Origin of the sequence: Streptomyces sp. TS71-3, assembly GCF_018327685.1 — a bacterium.
GTDB lineage: Bacteria > Actinomycetota > Actinomycetes > Streptomycetales > Streptomycetaceae > Streptomyces.
The window spans coordinates 3171356-3187869 of sequence record NZ_BNEL01000003.1; the positions used below are offsets into that span (position 1 = coordinate 3171356).

The following is a 16514-nucleotide window of genomic DNA, read 5'->3' on the forward strand; positions in this document are numbered from 1 at the left end:
GCCCGGTCACGGTGCGGTGGCGTCCCGCGCGTCCGGCGCCGCCGCGTCGCCCGCACCGGGTGCCGCCAGCAGCGACTTGCGGCGGGAGTACGCGAAGTAGATCACCAGGCCGATCGCGAACCACACCGCGAACCGCACCCACGTCACCCACTGCAGGAACGTGATCAGCCAGATGGAGAACACCACCCCGATCGCCGGAACCACCGGCATGCCCGGGGTGCGGAACGTCCGGGGCAGGTCGGGCCGGCGGTAGCGCAGCACGATCACCGCCACGCACACCACCACGAAGGCGAGCAGGATGCCGATGTTGGTCAGCTCGGCCGCCTCGGCGATGGGCAGGAACCCGGCGATGCCGGCGGAGGCGGCCCCCACGATCCAGGTCACCCGGGTGGGCACCCGGCGGGTCGGATGGGTCTTGGCGAACCACTTCGGCAGCAGCCCGTCGCGGCTCATCGAGAACCACACGCGCGTCACCCCGAGCATGAACGTGAACATCACGGTGAGGATGCCGATGATCGCGCCCACCGCGATCACGTCGGCGAGCGAGCCGAGCCCGACCGCCTTGAACGCCGAGGACAGCCCGCTCGCCTTGTCGATGTGCCGGTAGTTCTGCATGCCGGTGAGCACCAGGCAGACCAGCACGTAGAGCACCATCGCGATCACCAGCGAGTAGATGATCGCCTTCGGCATGTGGCGCTGGGCGTCCTTGGACTCCTCGGCCGCCGTGCTCATCGCGTCGTAGCCGAACACCGCGAAGAACACCGTGGCCGCGCCGGTGAAGGCGCCGCCCACCCCGTAGGGGAAGTAGGGGTGGTAGTTGCCCGTGCTGACGTGGAAGAACCCGACACCGATCACCAGCAGCACGACCAGGACCTTCAGGCCCACCACGAACGTCTCGAAGCGTGCCGCGCTCTTGATGCCCAGGTTGAGCAGGTAGGCGATGAGCAGGCAGAGCAGCGCCGCGAACAGGTCCACGCGGTGGCCGCTCCCGCTGCCCGGCGCGCCCAGCATCCACGCCGGCAGGTGGGCGCCCATGTCGCCGAGCAGGAAGTTGAAGTAGCCGGAGATGCCGATCGCCACCACCGCGACGATCGCCGTGTACTCCAGCAGCAGGTCCCACCCGATGCACCAGCCGGCCAGCTCGCCCAGGACCGCGTAACCGTAGGTGTAGGCCGAGCCCGCTCTCGGGATGAGCCCCGCGAACTCCGCGTACGACAGCGCCGCGGCCGCGCTCGCCACGCCCGCGATCAGGAAGGACACCAGCACGGCGGGGCCGGCGGTGCCGTTGGCCACCGTGCCGGCCAGCGCGAAGATGCCCGCGCCGATGATGCCGCCCACCCCGATCGCGGTGAGCTGCCACAGGCCCAGCGTGCGGGTCAGCTGCTCGCTCTCCACTCCCTCGGCGCCCGGTGCGCCACGGGTCTCGGCGATCTGGTCGATCGGTTTGCGGCGCAGTACGCCTTCGCCCATACGGAGTCGCGCCATGAGGACCCACCTCTTCGCGGACGGCAGTCGGCTGATGGCCGATCATGATGTCTGACGAACGTCCGGGAGGGAAGACACCGCACCAGGGAACCGGGTGCGGTGCAGCCCTGTCGTGACACGCTGTGGGTGGTGCGTCACGGTGTGCCCGCAAGTCGGGCCTCGCGCACCACACCGCCACCCGGTCTGGGGCGGCCCTCGTCACCGGCGACGCAGACCCGGGTCACACGCCTGGCAGCCCATCGCGGGGCCTACGGCACCACCGTCACCGGCCACCGTCCCGCCTTCACCAGCCGGATCGCCACCGAGCCGACGAAGCGGTGGCCCGCCTGCTCCGAGGCGCCCACCACGACCGCGTCGGCCTTGAGCTCGTCCGCGGCGGTCACCAGGCCGTTGTAGGGGTCGCCGCGGAAGGTGTGGAACTCCCAGCGCACCTCGAAGATGTCCTTCACCCGCTCGGCCGCCAGCCGGATCTCGCGGGCGAGGGTCTCGGCGATCTCGTCGGTGGCGTCGGCGACCGGCACACCGAGTGCGGCACCGGCCGCCATCACCGGCTGTATGTACACGACGGCGAGCAGTGCGTGCTGCCGGCGGGCCAGCCCACCCGCGTAGGCCGCGGCGCGCAACGAGGACTCCGAGCCGTCGACGCCGACGACGATCACCTTCGGCCCGTCAGTGCCGCGTTCGAACCGGGTGGACTGCTGATGGGTCACAGCGGTGAGGCTAGCGGAACCCGTCGGTCCACGGCCCCTCGGGGAGGGCCCCGGACGGCGGCGGCACTCAGCGCACCTCCACCATGCGCGCGAACACCACCACGTTCCCGTCGTAGCCGTGCTGCTTGGAGAACCCGCCACCGCAGGTGATCACCCGCAGCTCCGGCTTCCCCGTGTTGGCGTAGACCCGGTCGCCCGGGAAGTTCTCCTTCTGGAAGAGCTCCACACCGTAGACCTCGAAGACGGCGGTGCGCCCGTCCCGCCGTTTGATCTCGACGTGGTTGCCCTGCTTCAGCGAGCCGAGGCCGTAGAACACGGCGGGCCCGCGCGCGTTGTCGACATGGCCGACGATGACGGCCGTGCCCTTCTCACCGGGGGACACCGCACCGGTGAACCAGCCCGCGAGGTTGGGGTCCTCCGGAGGCGGCGCACCCACCCAGCCGTCCCCGTCCAGACCCACGGGGGTCACCGGCGCGTCCACCTTGATCTCCGGGATGGTGACCCGGTCGACCATCGAGTACGGCAGCGGCTGCATCCCCGGGGCGGGCACCCCGGCCGCGAAGCTCGAACTCGGGGCCGCTGCGGACGCGGGTTGCGGGGGACCGCTGTTGAACTCCCCCGAGCCGTTGCGGATCAGCGCGAGACCGGTGAGCAGGACCAGTGCGAGCGCACCCCACGGTGTGCGCCTCCTGGGCCGCTCCTCCTCCTCGGCCGACTCGGACGAAGACATTCGCCATCCCCTCTCGACGCGGCCTGCGAGCCGCGTGCGTGCGCTTACCAGCACGCTAGGCGGACCGCCCGGGGGCGGCGACGCGGCAGTGGCGAACGGGTGGCGGGGGCGCGCCGGTGCGCCATCCGGGTCCCGCCGGATGGGAAATTTCTGAGGTGAGGTGACCTGCGGTGATCCAGGCGTGCGCCCGGGGCCCCGGCGTGTCGTCTCACCGGGACGGAGGAGTCCCGACATGCGACGGTGGGCACCGCATCTGAGGGTCTGTCTGGAAGGCGTGCTCACCGACCTACCGGGGACGGCACCCCGGGCGCCTTCCGCGGAGGATTCCCATGCGCAGATTCCGAGCCCTGGTGGTTTCGGCAGTATCAGCCGCCGCCGTAGGACTCGCAGCCCCCTCGGCCGCGGCCTGGAACGACGACCCCGACGGCATCACCGTCACCCCCCAGGTCATCGCCCGGGGCGGCCAGCTCACCATCTCCGCCGACGCCCCGGAGTGCCGGGTGCCCGGCAGCACCGTGGAGTCGGAGGCCTTCCCCAGGACCACGCTCCAGCCCATCCCGGGCAGCAACCGTGTCACGGCCACCGTCCGCGTCTTCAACAACGCCAACCGCGGCTCGTACGACGTCACGGCCCGGTGCGACGGCAGGACCTTCACCAAGCGGAACGCCTTCACCGTCATCGGCGGTGTGCAGGGCGGTCTCGGTGGCAGCACCACGGGCGCCGCCGGCACCGACATGCTGGTCGGCGGCGGTCTGGTGGGCGCCGCCCTGCTCGGCGGCAGCCTGGTGCTCCGGCACCGGCGCGCCGAGAGCAAGGCCTGATCCCACCCCGCTCCCGGCCGTCCTCAGTTCCCGGCCGTCCGGCGCCCCCGTCCCGCCCGTCGCCACCGCCCCCCGGTCCCACCGGTCCCACACCCCCGACCCCGACTCCCCGACACATCGCGGCCGCGCACCTGGTGCCCGTGGCCGCCCGTACGGCCCTTCACCCCGGGACCACCGCTTCCGGGGCGAAGGGCCGTGCTCACCCCGGCGTCCGGCCGGCCTGCTCGCCGGACTCGGCGGGTGTCTGCTGCCCCCCGGGGTGGCGCCGGGCGCGGCGGTAGGCGAGGGCCAGCGCGCCGGCGAGGAGTGCCACGCCCACCCCGATCTGCTGCAGGTCGAAGGCGCCCAGGGTGCCGCCGAGACCGGCCCGCACACCGTGCCGGGCAGGGCCGTCGTAGCCGGCACCGCTGCCGCCGCTCCCGCTCTCCCCGCCCCTGTCGCCGCCGCTCGCGACCGTCAGCTCGCGGGTCCGCACGCGCCCGTCCGCGCAGACGAACGTCACCCGCTGCGCCCCGTCGGGACGGGCCGCCGGGCTCACGGAGGCCGTACCGGAGCCGGAGTGCTTCTGCAGTGTCACCCTCCCGAAGAGGGGGGAGGCCACCGTGGTGTCGCCCGCGCAGCCGAGCGCGGTGAGCGTCACGCGCCCGCCCGCCGGGATCACCGCGGGCGTGACCAGCCCCTGGAAGCGCTCCTCCGCGCGGCCGGTGAGGGCGGGCGGCGCCGCGGTGGGCCGCGCGAGCGCGGGGAGCGGAGGTATGAGCACCATGGCCACGGTGCCGAGCACTGCGACCGAGGCGGCGTGTATGGCGCGCATAGAACGTCCTCCACGTCCCGAGACGCACCCAGCGGATCGTTTCCGCGCGCGTTATGCACCTCGATGTCCACACGCTATGAAGGCGCGCGGCGTGGCGCGATCCCTGTCGCGCGAACGGGGCAAGGGCCGGGGCCGATCGGGTGCGGGACGCTCCTTGAGGGCGCACGGAGCGGCGTGCCGGGCTCGGAGGGACCGGCTGGTCGGCACTGTCGTGGTAGTGCCGGAGGAGCCGACTCCACGGGCTCCGGCCGCCGCCACGGCGGGGGGTGCCCACGCGGCGGAGCCGCACGACGTCCTGGGGCCGGCCCCTTGAGGGCGCGCCTGGGTGCCCGATTATCGGGCCACAAGGACGAGAATCAGCCATTCCGCTACGCGGTCCCGTGCCGAGCAAACGACGGCGTGTACGCGCTCGCAAGCGCCCCCATTTGCTCCCGTGGAGTTCCGTGAGCGCCGTGCACCCCGGCGCCGTACCGGCCCGGCGCACCTGATCACCCGTCACACGGGGCGTCCAAGGCCTCGCGAGCCCGGTCTCGGCGGCGCCGTCCGGATGGCGGCGGCCGGTGCCCTTCGGGCGCCCTTGGCAGGCTTGCGACAGATTCGGCGGTTTTCGTGGTGGCCGTTTTACGGCACTTGCCGCAGGCAGTGACCGAGAACGGATCGCCAATTTCCGTTTGGGCTCGCCCCTTTGGCAGGCGATCAGTAGCCTCAGCTCGAACACCGGATCGTCCGAGCCTTGGAGACTTTGATGGAGCGTCCGCCGTGGGCCCCGCGAGGCATCGATGTCTCGGTGCCCAGCGTGGCCCGCATCTACGACTTCTACCTCGGCGGTTCGCACAACTTCGAGGCCGACAGGGCGGCGGGCCGCAAGGCCATGGAGAGCATGCCGGGGCTGCCGGGGCTCGCACGCGCGAACCGTGCGTTCCTGCGGCGGGCCGTGCGGTACGCGATGGCGCAGGGCATCACGCAGTTCCTCGACATCGGTTCGGGAATACCGGCGTTCGGCACCGTCCACGAAGTCGCCCAGGAGGCCGACCCGGACGCCCGGGTCGTGTACGTCGACCACGACCCCGTCGCGGTGGCGCACGGCAAGGCGGTCCTGGAGGCCAATCCGGGGGCGGACGCGGCCACGGCCGACCTGCGCAGTCCGCGTGACGTTCTGGGACTCGAAGCGGTCGGCCGGCTGCTCGATCTGAGGCGGCCGGCCGCGCTGTTGCTCGTCGCGGTGCTCCACTTCCTCGCGGAGGCCGACGAGCCGTACGAGGCCGTGCAAGCCCTCCGGGACGCCATGGCACCGGGTAGTCTGCTCATCCTCACGCACGTCTCGGACGAAGGGATCCCCGTCCCGGCCGAACAGGCGGGCAGAGCGTTGGATGTGTACAGGAACATCCGCAATCCACTGATCATGCGCTCGCGTGACGAGATCGCGCGGTTCTTCGAGGGGTACGACATGGTGGAACCGGGGCTCGTGCCGCTGCCGCGCTGGCGGCCGGTGACCGCTCCCGAGGGGGAGGACTCCTTCGCCTTCTGGGGCGTCGCCGGTGTGGGGCGAAAGGCGTGACCGCGGAGCCGGACGGCCCGGAGGACAGACTGCGCAGGTTCGCGACCATCTGGAGCCGGGCGGTCCACCCGGTGGCCGGCACCTCGCTGAACCGCCCCGAGTTCGAGCGGCAACTCCTCCCGCTCGCACGGCAGCTGCGCGACGCCCTGCTCGCCCGCGCGTTCGAGTCGGCCGCGGGCCGGCGGATCGGCGCGGCACTCGTCGATGCCCACTGCACCGACCCCGAGGCGCTCAGCGCCACCCTCGACGTGGTCGACGCCTACCTGGTGCTCTACTGCGGGGCGGACGGCCCCCAGGAGGAGCTGCGTTCCCGCTGCTCGCGGGTGCAGCATGCCGTCGCGGCCGGCTTCGCGGGGGCCCTGCGGGAGCGCACCCTCGCCGAGCAGGAGGCCATCGCGCGGGCCACGCTGGACGCCCGCGGTGCCGTGGCTCTCGCCCTGCACGCCAGTGAGGCACGCTTCCGCGCGGTCTTCGAGGGCGCCGCCATAGGAATCGGCATAGCCGACCTGGAGGGCACCGTCCTCGACGCCAACGACGCCCTGGTGCGGATGTTCGGCGGCTCCGAGCAACTCATTCGCGGCCGCAAAGTCACCGAGTGGACGCACCCCGACGACACGCCCCACACCTGGCGCCTCTACGAGGAGCTGGTGTCCGGCGAGCGCGAGCACTACCGCGTCGAGAAGGCGTTCTACCGCCCCGACGGCACCGTGCTGTGGACGAATCTGACGGTCTCCCTGCTCCGCGACGCCGAGGGCCGCCCGCAGTACCAACTGGCGCTGATGGAGGACACCACCGAGCGCAGGCTGCTCAATCTCCGGCTGCGCTATGAGGCCACCCATGACGCGCTCACCGGGCTGCCCAACCGGACGCTGTTCTTCGAGCGCCTGGAGAAGGCCCTGGCGGCCGGCGAGGACAGACGGTTCGGCCTCTGCTACCTCGATCTCGACGGTTTCAAGACCGTCAACGACAGCCTCGGGCACGCGGCTGGCGACCGGCTGCTGGTCGAGGTCGCCGACCGGCTCCAGTCGTGCGCGACGGCCCCCGGCGAGATGGTCGCCCGGCTCGGCGGCGACGAGTTCGTGGCGCTGACGTCCGGGCCCGCGGGCGAGAGCGACGTCGACGAGCTGGCGAGCCGGATCATGAACGCGCTGGCGGGCCCGGTGCGCATCGACGGCCGGGAGCTGACGGTGCGCGGCAGCATCGGCATCGTGGAGGGCCCCGCGAAGGAGCGAAGCCCCGCCGAGGTGCTGCGCAGCGCGGACATCACGATGTACCGGGCCAAGTCGGCGGGCGGCAACCGCTACGAGCTCGCCGACCCCGAGGCCGACGCCCGCGCCATCACCCGGCACGGCCTGACCACAGCGCTGCCCGCCGCCCTGGAGCGCGACGAGTTCTTCATCGAGTACCAGCCGCTGGTGCACCTCGGGGACGGCAGCGTGCGGGGCGCGGAGGCGCTGGTGCGCTGGGCGCACCCGCAGCACGGCGTGCTCGGGCCCGACCGGTTCATCCCGCTCGCCGAGGACACCGGCCTGATCGTGCCGCTCGGCCGCTGGGTGCTGGAGGAGTCCGTGCGGCAGGCCAGACGCTGGCAGGAACGACACGCCGACGCCGGGCCGCTGCGGATCAACGTCAACCTCTCGCCCTGCCAGCTCCAGCACCCGGGGCTGGTGGCCGACACGGTCGACATCCTCGACCGGGTGGGGCTCGACCCCTCCGCGCTCTGCCTGGAGGTCACCGAGTCGGCACTGATCGGCGCCGACGACGACCTCCTCAAGCCGCTGCGGCGGCTCGCCGAGATGGGCGTCGACATCGCGCTCGACGACTTCGGCACCGGTTACTCGAACCTCGCCAACCTCCGCAGGCTGCCCGTCAGCATCCTCAAGCTCGACCGGTCCTTCACCCGGGGCATGCAGCAGTTCCCCGCCGACCCCATCGACCTCAAGATCGTCGAGGGGATCGTGGCGCTCGCGCACAGCCTGAACCTCTCGGTGACCGTGGAGGGCGTGGAGACGGGCGCGCAGGCCGAGGCCCTGCGCGACATGGGCTGCGACACGGCCCAGGGGTGGTACTACGCGCGCCCCGGCCCGCTCGACCGGCTGCACGAGCTCGCCCTGGCGGACGCGACCAGCTGACGCCCCGGCCCCGCGGGGTGCTCGCGCCCCGGGCGGCACCGGGCTGACCGGAACCGCCTGCTCACCGGGACAGGAGCATCCGCTGGAGCTCGCGCGCCGCCCGCGGGGGCGCGACGTCGCTGCGGTGGGCCAGCGCGATGACCCGGTGCAGGCCGGGCCGGGCCAGCGGGGTCACCCGCAGGCCGTGGCCGGCGCGCTCGGCGACCATCTGCGGGACCACGGCCACCCCGAGCCCGGCCCGTACGAAGCCCAGCACCGCGTCCATCTCGCCGCCCTCCACCGCGAAGGCCGGCTCGAAGCCCTCGGCGCGGCAGGCCGCCACGGTCAGCTCCCGCAGGTCGTAGCCGTGCCGGAACATCACCAGGCGCTCGCCCTCCAGGTCGGGCACCCGGACGACGCTCCCCGAGCCGGGGAACGGCGCCTGCGGGGAGGAGACCACGACCAGGTCCTCGCGGAGCAGTTCCACCGTGGTGAGCGCGGGGGAGGGGGTGGGCAGCGGCAGCACCACCAGCGCCAGGTCGAGCGCGCCGCGCGCCAGCTCGCGCACCAGGTCGTGGGAGCCGCCCTCCTCGATCAGCAGCCGGATCCCGGGGTACCGGTCGTGGAAGCCGCGCAGCACGTCCGGGAGCAGGCCGGTGCACAGGCTCGGCGTCGCTCCGAGGCGCACCCGGCCGCTGCGCAGCTGCGCCAGCTCCTGGACCTCCTGGCGGGCCGTGTCGGCGTCCGCGAGGATCCGGCGGGCCAGCGGCAGCAGCGCCTCGCCGGCGTCGGTGAGCGTGATGTTGCCCCGGGCGCGCCGGAAGAGATCGGCGCCGAGCTCCCGCTCCAGCGACCTGATCTGCTGGGACAGCGACGGCTGGGCGACATGTACCAGTTCGGCGGCCCGGGTGAAGTGCCGGGTCTCCGCGACCGCCACGAAATACTGAAGCTGCTGGAACTGCATGAGGTCAGCTTAGCCAATCAATAGGTTTGGCCTATCGAAATGAGCTATTCCATCTCTTGGACCGATCGGCCCTAGTAGTTCTAGCGTTCTGTCACATGGCTCTGGCAACGCGGACGGACCGACGGCCGTCCATGACACGCTCCCTTTGGGACTCGTCGGTAGGCAAGAAGACGGTGATGGCCGTCAGTGGCCTGATCATGCTGCTTTACCTGGTCGTCCACATGTACGGCAACCTGAAGATCTTCTTCGGTCCGGGCACGTTCAACGAGTACGCCCACTGGCTGCGCACCATCGGCGAGCCGTTCGTGCACTACGAGTGGACCCTCTGGGTGATCCGCGTGGTGCTGGTCGTCGCCGTTGTGGCGCACGCCACATCCGCTTACCAGCTCAGCCGCCGCGACATCAAGGCCCGCCCGAGCAAGTACGTGCACACCCGGGCCCGCGCCAGCTACGCGACCCGCACCATGCGATGGGGCGGGGTCATCCTCGGCCTGTTCATCGTCTGGCACATCCTGGACCTGACCACCGGCACCCTGCACTCCGGCGGCTTCCAGCCCGGACACCCGTACCAGAACGTCGTGGACACCTTCTCCACCTGGTACGGCAACGTCATCTACATCGTCGCGATGCTGGCGCTCGGCCTGCACGTCCAGCACGGCTTCTGGAGCGCCGCGCAGACCCTCGGCGCCGGCAGCCGCAGCCGCGACCGGGCCCTCAAGATCATCGCCAATGCGCTCGCCGTGGTCCTTACGGCGGGCTTCATCGCCGTGCCCGTCGGCGTCATGACCGGATTGGTGGCCTGAACATGACCTCAAGCAGCGAATACGGCGAATACGCCGCCTACACGACCGGTGAGCCGGTCGCCGACACCAAGGCCCCCGAGGGACCGATCAACGAGCGCTGGGACACCCGCCGCTTCGAGGCGAAGCTGGTCAACCCGGCCAACCGCCGCAAGCACACGGTCATCGTCGTCGGCACCGGCCTCGCCGGCGGCTCCGCGGGCGCCACGCTCGCCGAGCAGGGCTACCACGTCGTGCAGTTCTGCTACCAGGACTCCCCGCGCCGCGCCCACTCCATCGCCGCGCAGGGCGGCATCAACGCCGCGAAGAACTACCGCAACGACGGCGACTCCGTGCACCGCCTCTTCTACGACACCGTGAAGGGCGGCGACTTCCGCTCCCGCGAGTCCAACGTGCACCGGCTCGCGCAGATCTCCGTGGAGATCATCGACCAGTGCGTAGCCCAGGGCGTGCCCTTCGCCCGGGAGTACGGCGGCCTGCTCGACACCCGCTCCTTCGGCGGCGTGCAGGTCTCCCGCACCTTCTACGCCCGCGGCCAGACGGGCCAGCAGCTCCTGCTCGGCGCCTACCAGGCCCTGTCCCGGCAGATCGCGGCCGGCAACGTCGAGATCCACGCGCGTACCGAGATGCTGGACCTGATCGTCGTCGACGGCCGGGCCCGCGGCATCGTCGCCCGCGACCTGATCACCGGCAAGATCGACACGTACTTCGCGGACGCGGTGGTGCTCGCCAGCGGCGGCTACGGCAACGTCTTCTACCTGTCGACGAACGCCATGAACTCCAACGCCACGGCGATCTGGCGCGCGCACCGCAAGGGCGCCTACTTCGCGAACCCCTGCTTCACCCAGATCCACCCCACGTGCATCCCGCGCACCGGCGACCACCAGTCGAAGCTGACCCTGATGAGCGAGTCGCTGCGCAACGACGGCCGCATCTGGGTGCCGAAGACCAAGGGCGACACCCGCCGGCCGAGCGAGATCCCCGAGGACGAGCGCGACTACTACCTGGAGCGCATCTACCCGTCCTTCGGCAACCTCGTGCCGCGTGACATCGCCTCGCGCGCCGCGAAGAACGTCTGCGACGAGGGCCGCGGCGTCGGCCCCGGCGGGCAGGGCGTGTACCTGGACTTCGCCGACGCCATCGCGCGCATGGGCAAGGAGAAGGTCGCCGAGAAGTACGGCAACCTCTTCGACATGTACGAGCGGATCACCGCGGAGAACCCGTACGAGGTGCCGATGCGGATCTACCCCGCCGTGCACTACACGATGGGCGGCCTGTGGGTCGACTACGACCTGCAGACCAGCGTCCCGGGCCTGTTCGCCGTCGGTGAGGCCAACTTCTCCGACCACGGCGCCAACCGCCTGGGCGCCTCCGCGCTGATGCAGGGCCTCGCGGACGGCTACTTCGTGCTGCCGTCCACGATCAACGACTACCTGGCGCGCAACCCGCACCACGACGAGGTGAACGCCGAGCACCCGGCCGCCGTCGAGGCGCTGGGGGAGACCGAGGAGCGCCTCGCGCGGCTGCTGGCCGTCGACGGCGACCGCACCCCGGACTCCTTCCACCGCGAGATCGGCGAGCTGATGTGGGAGTTCTGCGGAATGGCCCGCACCGAGTCGGGGCTGCGCAAGGCGCTGGAGCGGATCCCCGCGATCCGTGAGGAGTTCTGGCGCCGCATCAAGGTGCCCGGTACCGGCGAGGAGTTCAACCAGTCGCTGGAGAAGGCCAACCGGGTCGTCGACTACCTGGAGCTCGCCGAGCTCATGTGCCTCGACGCCCTGCACCGCAGCGAGTCCTGCGGCGGCCACTTCCGCGAGGAGTCGCAGACCCCCGACGGCGAGGCGGCCCGCAGGGACGACGAGTTCTCCTACGCCGCGGCCTGGGAGTTCACCGCCACCGGCCAGGCCCCCGTCCTGCACAAGGAAGACCTGGTCTTCGAGTACGTCCACCCCACTCAGCGGAGCTATGCATGAAGCTCACCCTGCGCGTCTGGCGCCAGAAGAACGCCGGCGCCGACGGCGCCATGTCCACCTACGAGGTGGACGGCATCTCGCAGGACATGTCGTTCCTCGAAATGCTCGACACCCTCAACGAGGAGCTCATCCTCAAGGGCGAGGACCCGGTCGCCTTCGACCACGACTGCCGCGAGGGCATCTGCGGCGCGTGCTCGCTCGTCATCAACGGCGACGCGCACGGCCCGGAGCGCACGACCACCTGCCAGCTCCACATGCGGGCGTTCAAGGACGGCGACACGATCGACATCGAGCCGTGGCGTGCCGCCGCCTTCCCGGTCGTGAAGGACCTGGTCGTCGACCGGTCCGCGTTCGACCGGATCATCCAGGCCGGCGGCTATGTCACCGCCCCCACCGGCGCGGCCCCCGAGGCGCACTCGACGCCCGTGCCCAAGGCGGACGCCGACTTCGCGTTCGAGCACGCCGAGTGCATCGGCTGCGGCGCGTGCGTGGCGGCCTGCCCGAACGGTGCGGCGATGCTCTTCACCTCGGCGAAGATCAACCACCTCAACGTGCTGCCGCAGGGTGCTCCCGAGCGGGAGAGCCGGGTGCTCGACATGGTGGCCCAGATGGACGAGGAGGGCTTCGGCGGGTGCACGCTCACCGGGGAGTGTGCCACGGCCTGCCCGAAGGGGATCCCGCTGATGTCCATCACCGGGATGAACAAGGAGTGGCTGCGGGCTACCCGCAAGGCCGGTAAGCGGTAACCGGCAAGCGGCAAGCCCTTCCGGGGCGAGCCCACGGTGCCCGGTACCCCGGCACCGTGGGCTCACTCCGTGCCCCTTTCGGGGCCTGCTCTTTTCGCGCGGTTCCCCGCGCCCCTTCTCAGGTCCAGCCCCTTGCGGTCCCTCGTTCGGCATTCGGTCCGTCGTGGTTGCTCGCGCAGTTCCCCGCGCCCCTTGAAGAGCCGGGCTCCGCCCCGATCAACGGGCCCGCGCAACCACGAACAGGGCGACAGCCGACCGACGACGGCAAGGGGCTGAGGCCCCGATCGGGGCTGCGGGGAACTGCGCAGAGGACCACGACGCGGCACACGACGCGGCGGCGGCCGACCGACGACGGCAAGGGGCTGAGGCCCCGATCGGGGGCGCGGGGAACTGCGCGAGAACCACAGTGGGCCGAGAGCCGAACAACGACCGCGAGGGGCTGGACCTGAGAAGGGGCGCGGGGAACTGCGCAGAAAAACACGACGCGGCGGCAGCCGACCGGCAACCGCAAGGGGCTGAGGCCCTGATCAGGGGCGCGGGGAACCGCGCGAACAGCCACGGCCGAGGCTGAGGACGGTCACCGGCCCCCGGGGCCACCCCGCCGGGGCCAGGGCGGCCCCCTGGCCGTTCAGCATCCGCTCACCCCCGCTCCCGTCACTCGTCATGTTCGCGCCAGAACGCAGCGGAAGAACTGACATCACGGGCCCGATCGTGAGCCCGTGATGTCCCTGTTTGTGCCGCCTGTGACCAGGAGAGAGCCATGACCGCCGTCCCCGCCGTGGCCGTCCCGCCCGCGCCCCCGGCCCGCTACACCGTCACCTTCGCCCGTGACGAGTCCGACGTGCGGGCCGCCCAGCGGCTTCGGCACGACGTGTTCGCCCTGGAGATGGGCGCGAACCTGCGGGCCAACACCGAGCCGGACCTCGACGTCGACTCCTTCGACGCGTACTGCGACCACCTGCTCGTCAGGGACGAGGCCACGGGCGAGGTGGTCGGCACCTACCGGCTGCTGCCGCCCGAGCGCGCCGCGGTCGCGGGCCGGCTCTACGCGGAGAGCGAGTTCGACGTCCGGGCCCTCGACGGCATCCGCGGCTCCCTGGTCGAGGTCGGCCGCTCCTGCGTGCACCCCGCCCACCGCGACGGCACCGTCATCGGCCTCATCTGGGCCGGCATCGCCCGCTACATGACCGACTCGGGCCACGAGTGGCTGGGCGGGTGCTGCTCGGTGCCGCTCGCCGACGGCGGCGTGCTCGCCGCGGGCACCTGGGACCGCGTCAAGGAGCGGCACCTGTCGCCCGAGGAGTACCGGGTCCAGCCGCTGCTGCCGTGGCGCCATGAGGACGTACTCCGGCAGGGCCGCACCGAGCTGCCCCCGCTGCTGCGCGGCTACCTCCGGCTCGGCGCATGGGTCTGCTCGGAGCCCGCGCTCGACGCCGAGTTCGGCGTCATCGACCTCTACGTGCTGCTGCCCATGAAGCGGGTCAACCCGCGCTACCTGCGGCACTTCCTCTCCCTTGTGCCGGCGTCATGAGCCTGTGGCAGCCCACGTCGACGTGCACCCCTGAGGCGTGCATCACCGGCAAGCCGCTCCTGGCGGGCGTGGCCGGCGCCCCGCGTGCCGTGATCAGGATCGCCGCCCTGCTGGCGATCCTGATCATCGGGATCGCGCTCACCCCGGTGGTCTTCCGGTTCGAGCGCGTACGACGCGAGCGGCTCGTCCGGTTCTGGTGCCGCGCGCTCGTGCGCGCGATCGGGGTGAAGGTCCGGATCACCGGTGGGATCGCGGCCGAGTCAGGGGTGCTGGTCGTCGCCAACCACATCTCCTGGCTCGACATCCCGCTGCTCGCCGCGGTCCGGCCGTCCCGGATGCTCGCCAAGTCGGACGTGCGCGACTGGCCCGTCGCCGGCCCGCTCGCTGCGCGTGGCAGCACCCTGTTCATCGACAGGACGAGGCCCCGCGCCCTGCCGGGCACGGTGCGGCAGATCGCCGACGCGCTCCGCGCCGGCTCCGCCGTCGCTGCCTTCCCGGAGGGCAGCACCTGGTGCGGCCGGGACAGGGGATCGATCCGCAGGGCCGTCTTCCAGGCGGCACTCGACGCGAACGTGCCCGTGCAGCCCGTCCAGCTGCGGTACGCGGCAACCTCCGGCGGCCCGAGCACCGCCACGGCCTTCATAGGCGACGACTCGCTGCTGGGGTCGCTGTGGCGGACGGCGATGGCACGCGGCGTGGTCGCCCACGTCGGGGTGCGGCCGCCGCTCGCGCGCACCGACCACCCGGACCGCCGGGCCCTCGCCCACGCCGCCCAGGAAGTCCTGGCCGGGCTCTCGCCGACGGCTCCGGCGCCGGGCGTCGCGCCGCCCCCGGCCGGGCACCCCGTGGGGCTCGCCGGAACGGTGCCGCTGGCCGCCAGGACCGCGTTCCCCGGGCCCGCGCTCAGGACGTCCGGCCCGGGGTGAGCCCCGCGATCCGGGCCAGCCGGGTGTAGGAGTCCAGCAGGGCCACCCGGTCATGGGTGCTGGTGGTGACCAGCACCTCCTGGGCGCCGCTGTCCTTGATCAGCTCTTCGAGCGCGTCGGCGACCTGCTCCTCCGTGCCGTGCACGTGGCCCTGCAGCGCCGACGCGTAGAGCTCGCGCTCCCTGTCCGTCATGGGGCGGTCCAAGGCCGCCTCGGCGGGCGGGAGCGGCGGGAACGTGCCGTGGGTGCGGGAGTGGGCCCCTGACCAGGCCTCCGGGATCAGCAGGCGGTACGCCGCCTCCTCGGTCGCGGCGACCGCGACGGTGCCGGACACCACGACGTACGGCTCCGCCGCCCAGGGCGAGGGCCGGAACGCCTGCCGGTAGCGGTCGATGGCGCGCAGCATCCGCTCCCGGCCCCTGATGTCACCGATCACCAGCGGCAGCCCGGCCCCGGCCGCGATGTCCGCGCCCTCGCCGGTGGCCAGCACGAACGCGGGCACCCGCAGGCCCTCGGCGGGCCGGGCATGGGCCCGCCCGTCACCCGCCACCGCCCTCAAAGGAATGCGCCTTCGGCGCTCTGCCGCTTGAGTCGGGGAGTCGCCGCGGAACCAGCCCAGCAGCTCGGCGAGCTGGCCGGCGAAGTCGTCCGCGTCGTCCTTGCCGCGGCCCAGCGCCCTGCGCACCCCGTCGGTGAAGCCCACCGAGCGCCCGAGGCCCATGTCGATCCGGCCCGGGAAGAGCGACTCCAGCACGCCGAACTGCTCGGCGACGACGTACGAGCGGTGGTTCGGGAGCATCACGCCGCCCGTGCCCACCCGGATCGACCGCGTGGCGGCGGCCACGGCCGCCGCCAGCACGGTCGGTGCTGAGCCCGCCACTCCGGGTACTCCATGGTGCTCGGAGACCCAGAACCGGTGGAAGCCGAGCCGCTCGACGCGGACCGCGAGGCGCACGGTGTCCCGCAGTGCGCGGGCCTCGCCGTACCCCTCGCGGACCCGCGAGCGGTCCAGCACGGAGAATCGGGTGGCGGCGATGAGGGAACTCACCTCCACGTCAACGCGTGGGCGCCGCCAGGATTCCCGTCCGGTCCGTCAACGGCCGTCCGTCAGCGGTCGCCGTCCTCCTCCAGCCGGAAGCCGAGCTTGAGGCCGACCTGGTAGTGCTCGATCTGTCCCTCCTCGATCTGCCCGCGCACCTCGGTCACCTCGAACCAGTCGAGGTTGCGGACGGTGCGCGAGGCCCGCTGGATGCCGTTGCGGATGGCCTGGTCGAACCCTTCGTGGGAGGTACCGACGATCTCGGTGACCCGGTAGGTGTGATGGGACATGCAGTTCTCCCTTCGT

The 16514-nt window shown here is 72.0% G+C and carries 15 protein-coding genes; 8 read left to right on the forward strand and 7 right to left on the reverse strand.

Annotated features, from left to right (window positions below; genetic code table 11):
• Positions 1–6: 6 nt before the first annotated feature.
• From Sm713_RS37350 to Sm713_RS37360, 3 genes are all read right to left on the reverse strand, one after another.
• The gene (locus Sm713_RS37350; protein WP_212914363.1) at positions 7–1485 is read right to left on the reverse strand and encodes an amino acid permease; all 1479 of its coding nucleotides are present in this window, start codon (positions 1483–1485) and stop codon (positions 7–9) included.
• A 248-nt stretch (positions 1486–1733) separates the two neighbouring features.
• A complete protein-coding gene (locus Sm713_RS37355; protein WP_212914364.1) occupies positions 1734–2195 on the reverse strand; it encodes a universal stress protein in 462 nt (153 codons plus the stop codon).
• 67 nt (positions 2196–2262) lie between these two features.
• Positions 2263–2925 carry a class F sortase gene (locus Sm713_RS37360; protein ID WP_212914365.1) on the reverse strand — a complete coding sequence of 221 codons (663 nt, stop codon included), beginning with the start codon at positions 2923–2925 and terminating at the stop codon, positions 2263–2265.
• A 329-nt stretch (positions 2926–3254) separates the two neighbouring features.
• On the opposite strand from Sm713_RS37360, the gene Sm713_RS37365 reads away from it, so the two are divergent.
• Positions 3255–3746: a hypothetical protein gene (locus Sm713_RS37365; RefSeq protein ID WP_212914366.1), complete on the forward strand. Its 492-nt coding sequence runs from the start codon at positions 3255–3257 to the stop codon at positions 3744–3746.
• Positions 3747–3945: 199 nt separating this feature from the next.
• Here the strand turns inward: Sm713_RS37365 and Sm713_RS37370 are convergent, their stop codons facing one another.
• Positions 3946–4560, reverse strand: coding sequence for a hypothetical protein (locus tag Sm713_RS37370; RefSeq protein WP_212914367.1), 615 nt, complete (start codon positions 4558–4560; stop codon positions 3946–3948).
• A gap of 745 nt (positions 4561–5305) precedes the next feature.
• Here Sm713_RS37370 and Sm713_RS37375 point away from each other — a divergent pair.
• Together Sm713_RS37375 and Sm713_RS37380 are read left to right on the forward strand one after the other, a co-directional pair.
• Complete coding sequence (locus Sm713_RS37375) at positions 5306–6118, forward strand: SAM-dependent methyltransferase (protein WP_212914368.1); 813 nt, start codon at positions 5306–5308, stop codon at positions 6116–6118.
• Complete coding sequence (locus Sm713_RS37380; protein ID WP_212914369.1) at positions 6115–8250, forward strand: bifunctional diguanylate cyclase/phosphodiesterase; 2136 nt, start codon at positions 6115–6117, stop codon at positions 8248–8250. Before Sm713_RS37375 ends, Sm713_RS37380 begins: the two co-directional genes overlap by 4 nt.
• A 61-nt stretch (positions 8251–8311) precedes the next feature.
• On the opposite strand, the gene Sm713_RS37385 is transcribed toward Sm713_RS37380, so the two are convergent.
• The gene (locus Sm713_RS37385; RefSeq protein ID WP_212914370.1) at positions 8312–9193 is read right to left on the reverse strand and encodes a LysR family transcriptional regulator; all 882 of its coding nucleotides are present in this window, start codon (positions 9191–9193) and stop codon (positions 8312–8314) included.
• A 131-nt stretch (positions 9194–9324) separates the two neighbouring features.
• Here Sm713_RS37385 and Sm713_RS37390 point away from each other — a divergent pair, with 131 nt between their 5' ends.
• The 5 genes from Sm713_RS37390 to Sm713_RS37410 all read left to right on the forward strand — a co-directional run bounded on the left by Sm713_RS37390 (position 9325) and on the right by Sm713_RS37410 (position 15169).
• Positions 9325–9996 (forward strand): succinate dehydrogenase, encoded by a 672-nt coding sequence (locus tag Sm713_RS37390; protein WP_212914371.1) that lies wholly within the window; start codon positions 9325–9327, stop codon positions 9994–9996.
• A 2-nt stretch (positions 9997–9998) separates the two neighbouring features.
• Positions 9999–11966: a fumarate reductase/succinate dehydrogenase flavoprotein subunit gene (locus Sm713_RS37395; RefSeq protein WP_212914372.1), complete on the forward strand. Its 1968-nt coding sequence runs from the start codon at positions 9999–10001 to the stop codon at positions 11964–11966.
• Entirely contained in the window at positions 11963–12712 is a 750-nt protein-coding gene (locus tag Sm713_RS37400; RefSeq protein ID WP_212914373.1) for a succinate dehydrogenase/fumarate reductase iron-sulfur subunit, read from the forward strand. The genes Sm713_RS37395 and Sm713_RS37400 overlap by 4 nt, the downstream gene beginning before the upstream one ends.
• Before the next feature lie 760 nt (positions 12713–13472).
• Positions 13473–14243 carry a GNAT family N-acyltransferase gene (locus Sm713_RS37405; RefSeq protein ID WP_212914374.1) on the forward strand — a complete coding sequence of 257 codons (771 nt, stop codon included), beginning with the start codon at positions 13473–13475 and terminating at the stop codon, positions 14241–14243.
• A complete protein-coding gene (locus Sm713_RS37410; RefSeq protein ID WP_212914375.1) occupies positions 14240–15169 on the forward strand; it encodes a 1-acyl-sn-glycerol-3-phosphate acyltransferase in 930 nt (309 codons plus the stop codon). Before Sm713_RS37405 ends, Sm713_RS37410 begins: the two co-directional genes overlap by 4 nt.
• On the opposite strand, the gene Sm713_RS37415 is transcribed toward Sm713_RS37410, so the two are convergent.
• The gene (locus Sm713_RS37415) at positions 15147–16217 is read right to left on the reverse strand and encodes an MsnO8 family LLM class oxidoreductase (protein ID WP_212914376.1); all 1071 of its coding nucleotides are present in this window, start codon (positions 16215–16217) and stop codon (positions 15147–15149) included. The genes Sm713_RS37410 and Sm713_RS37415 overlap by 23 nt on opposite strands.
• Positions 16218–16276: 59 nt before the next feature.
• The gene (locus tag Sm713_RS37420; protein ID WP_212914377.1) at positions 16277–16498 is read right to left on the reverse strand and encodes a dodecin; all 222 of its coding nucleotides are present in this window, start codon (positions 16496–16498) and stop codon (positions 16277–16279) included.
• Between the last annotated feature and the right edge of the window lie 16 nt (positions 16499–16514).

Excerpts from the sequence above, each read along its gene's own strand:
- Sm713_RS37350 (WP_212914363.1), bottom strand. The coding sequence starts at position 1,485 with ATGGCGCGACTCCGTATGGGCGAAGGCGTACTGCGCCGCAAACCGATC.
- Sm713_RS37360 (WP_212914365.1), bottom strand. The coding sequence starts at position 2,925 with ATGTCTTCGTCCGAGTCGGCCGAGGAGGAGGAGCGGCCCAGGAGGCGC.
- Sm713_RS37365 (WP_212914366.1), top strand. The coding sequence starts at position 3,255 with ATGCGCAGATTCCGAGCCCTGGTGGTTTCGGCAGTATCAGCCGCCGCC.
- Sm713_RS37370 (WP_212914367.1), bottom strand. The coding sequence starts at position 4,560 with ATGCGCGCCATACACGCCGCCTCGGTCGCAGTGCTCGGCACCGTGGCC.
- Sm713_RS37375 (WP_212914368.1), top strand. The coding sequence starts at position 5,306 with ATGGAGCGTCCGCCGTGGGCCCCGCGAGGCATCGATGTCTCGGTGCCC.
- Sm713_RS37385 (WP_212914370.1), bottom strand. The coding sequence starts at position 9,193 with ATGCAGTTCCAGCAGCTTCAGTATTTCGTGGCGGTCGCGGAGACCCGG.
- Sm713_RS37390 (WP_212914371.1), top strand. The coding sequence starts at position 9,325 with ATGACACGCTCCCTTTGGGACTCGTCGGTAGGCAAGAAGACGGTGATG.
- Sm713_RS37395 (WP_212914372.1), top strand. The coding sequence starts at position 9,999 with ATGACCTCAAGCAGCGAATACGGCGAATACGCCGCCTACACGACCGGT.
- Sm713_RS37400 (WP_212914373.1), top strand. The coding sequence starts at position 11,963 with ATGAAGCTCACCCTGCGCGTCTGGCGCCAGAAGAACGCCGGCGCCGAC.
- Sm713_RS37405 (WP_212914374.1), top strand. The coding sequence starts at position 13,473 with ATGACCGCCGTCCCCGCCGTGGCCGTCCCGCCCGCGCCCCCGGCCCGC.
- Sm713_RS37410 (WP_212914375.1), top strand. The coding sequence starts at position 14,240 with ATGAGCCTGTGGCAGCCCACGTCGACGTGCACCCCTGAGGCGTGCATC.
- Sm713_RS37420 (WP_212914377.1), bottom strand. The coding sequence starts at position 16,498 with ATGTCCCATCACACCTACCGGGTCACCGAGATCGTCGGTACCTCCCAC.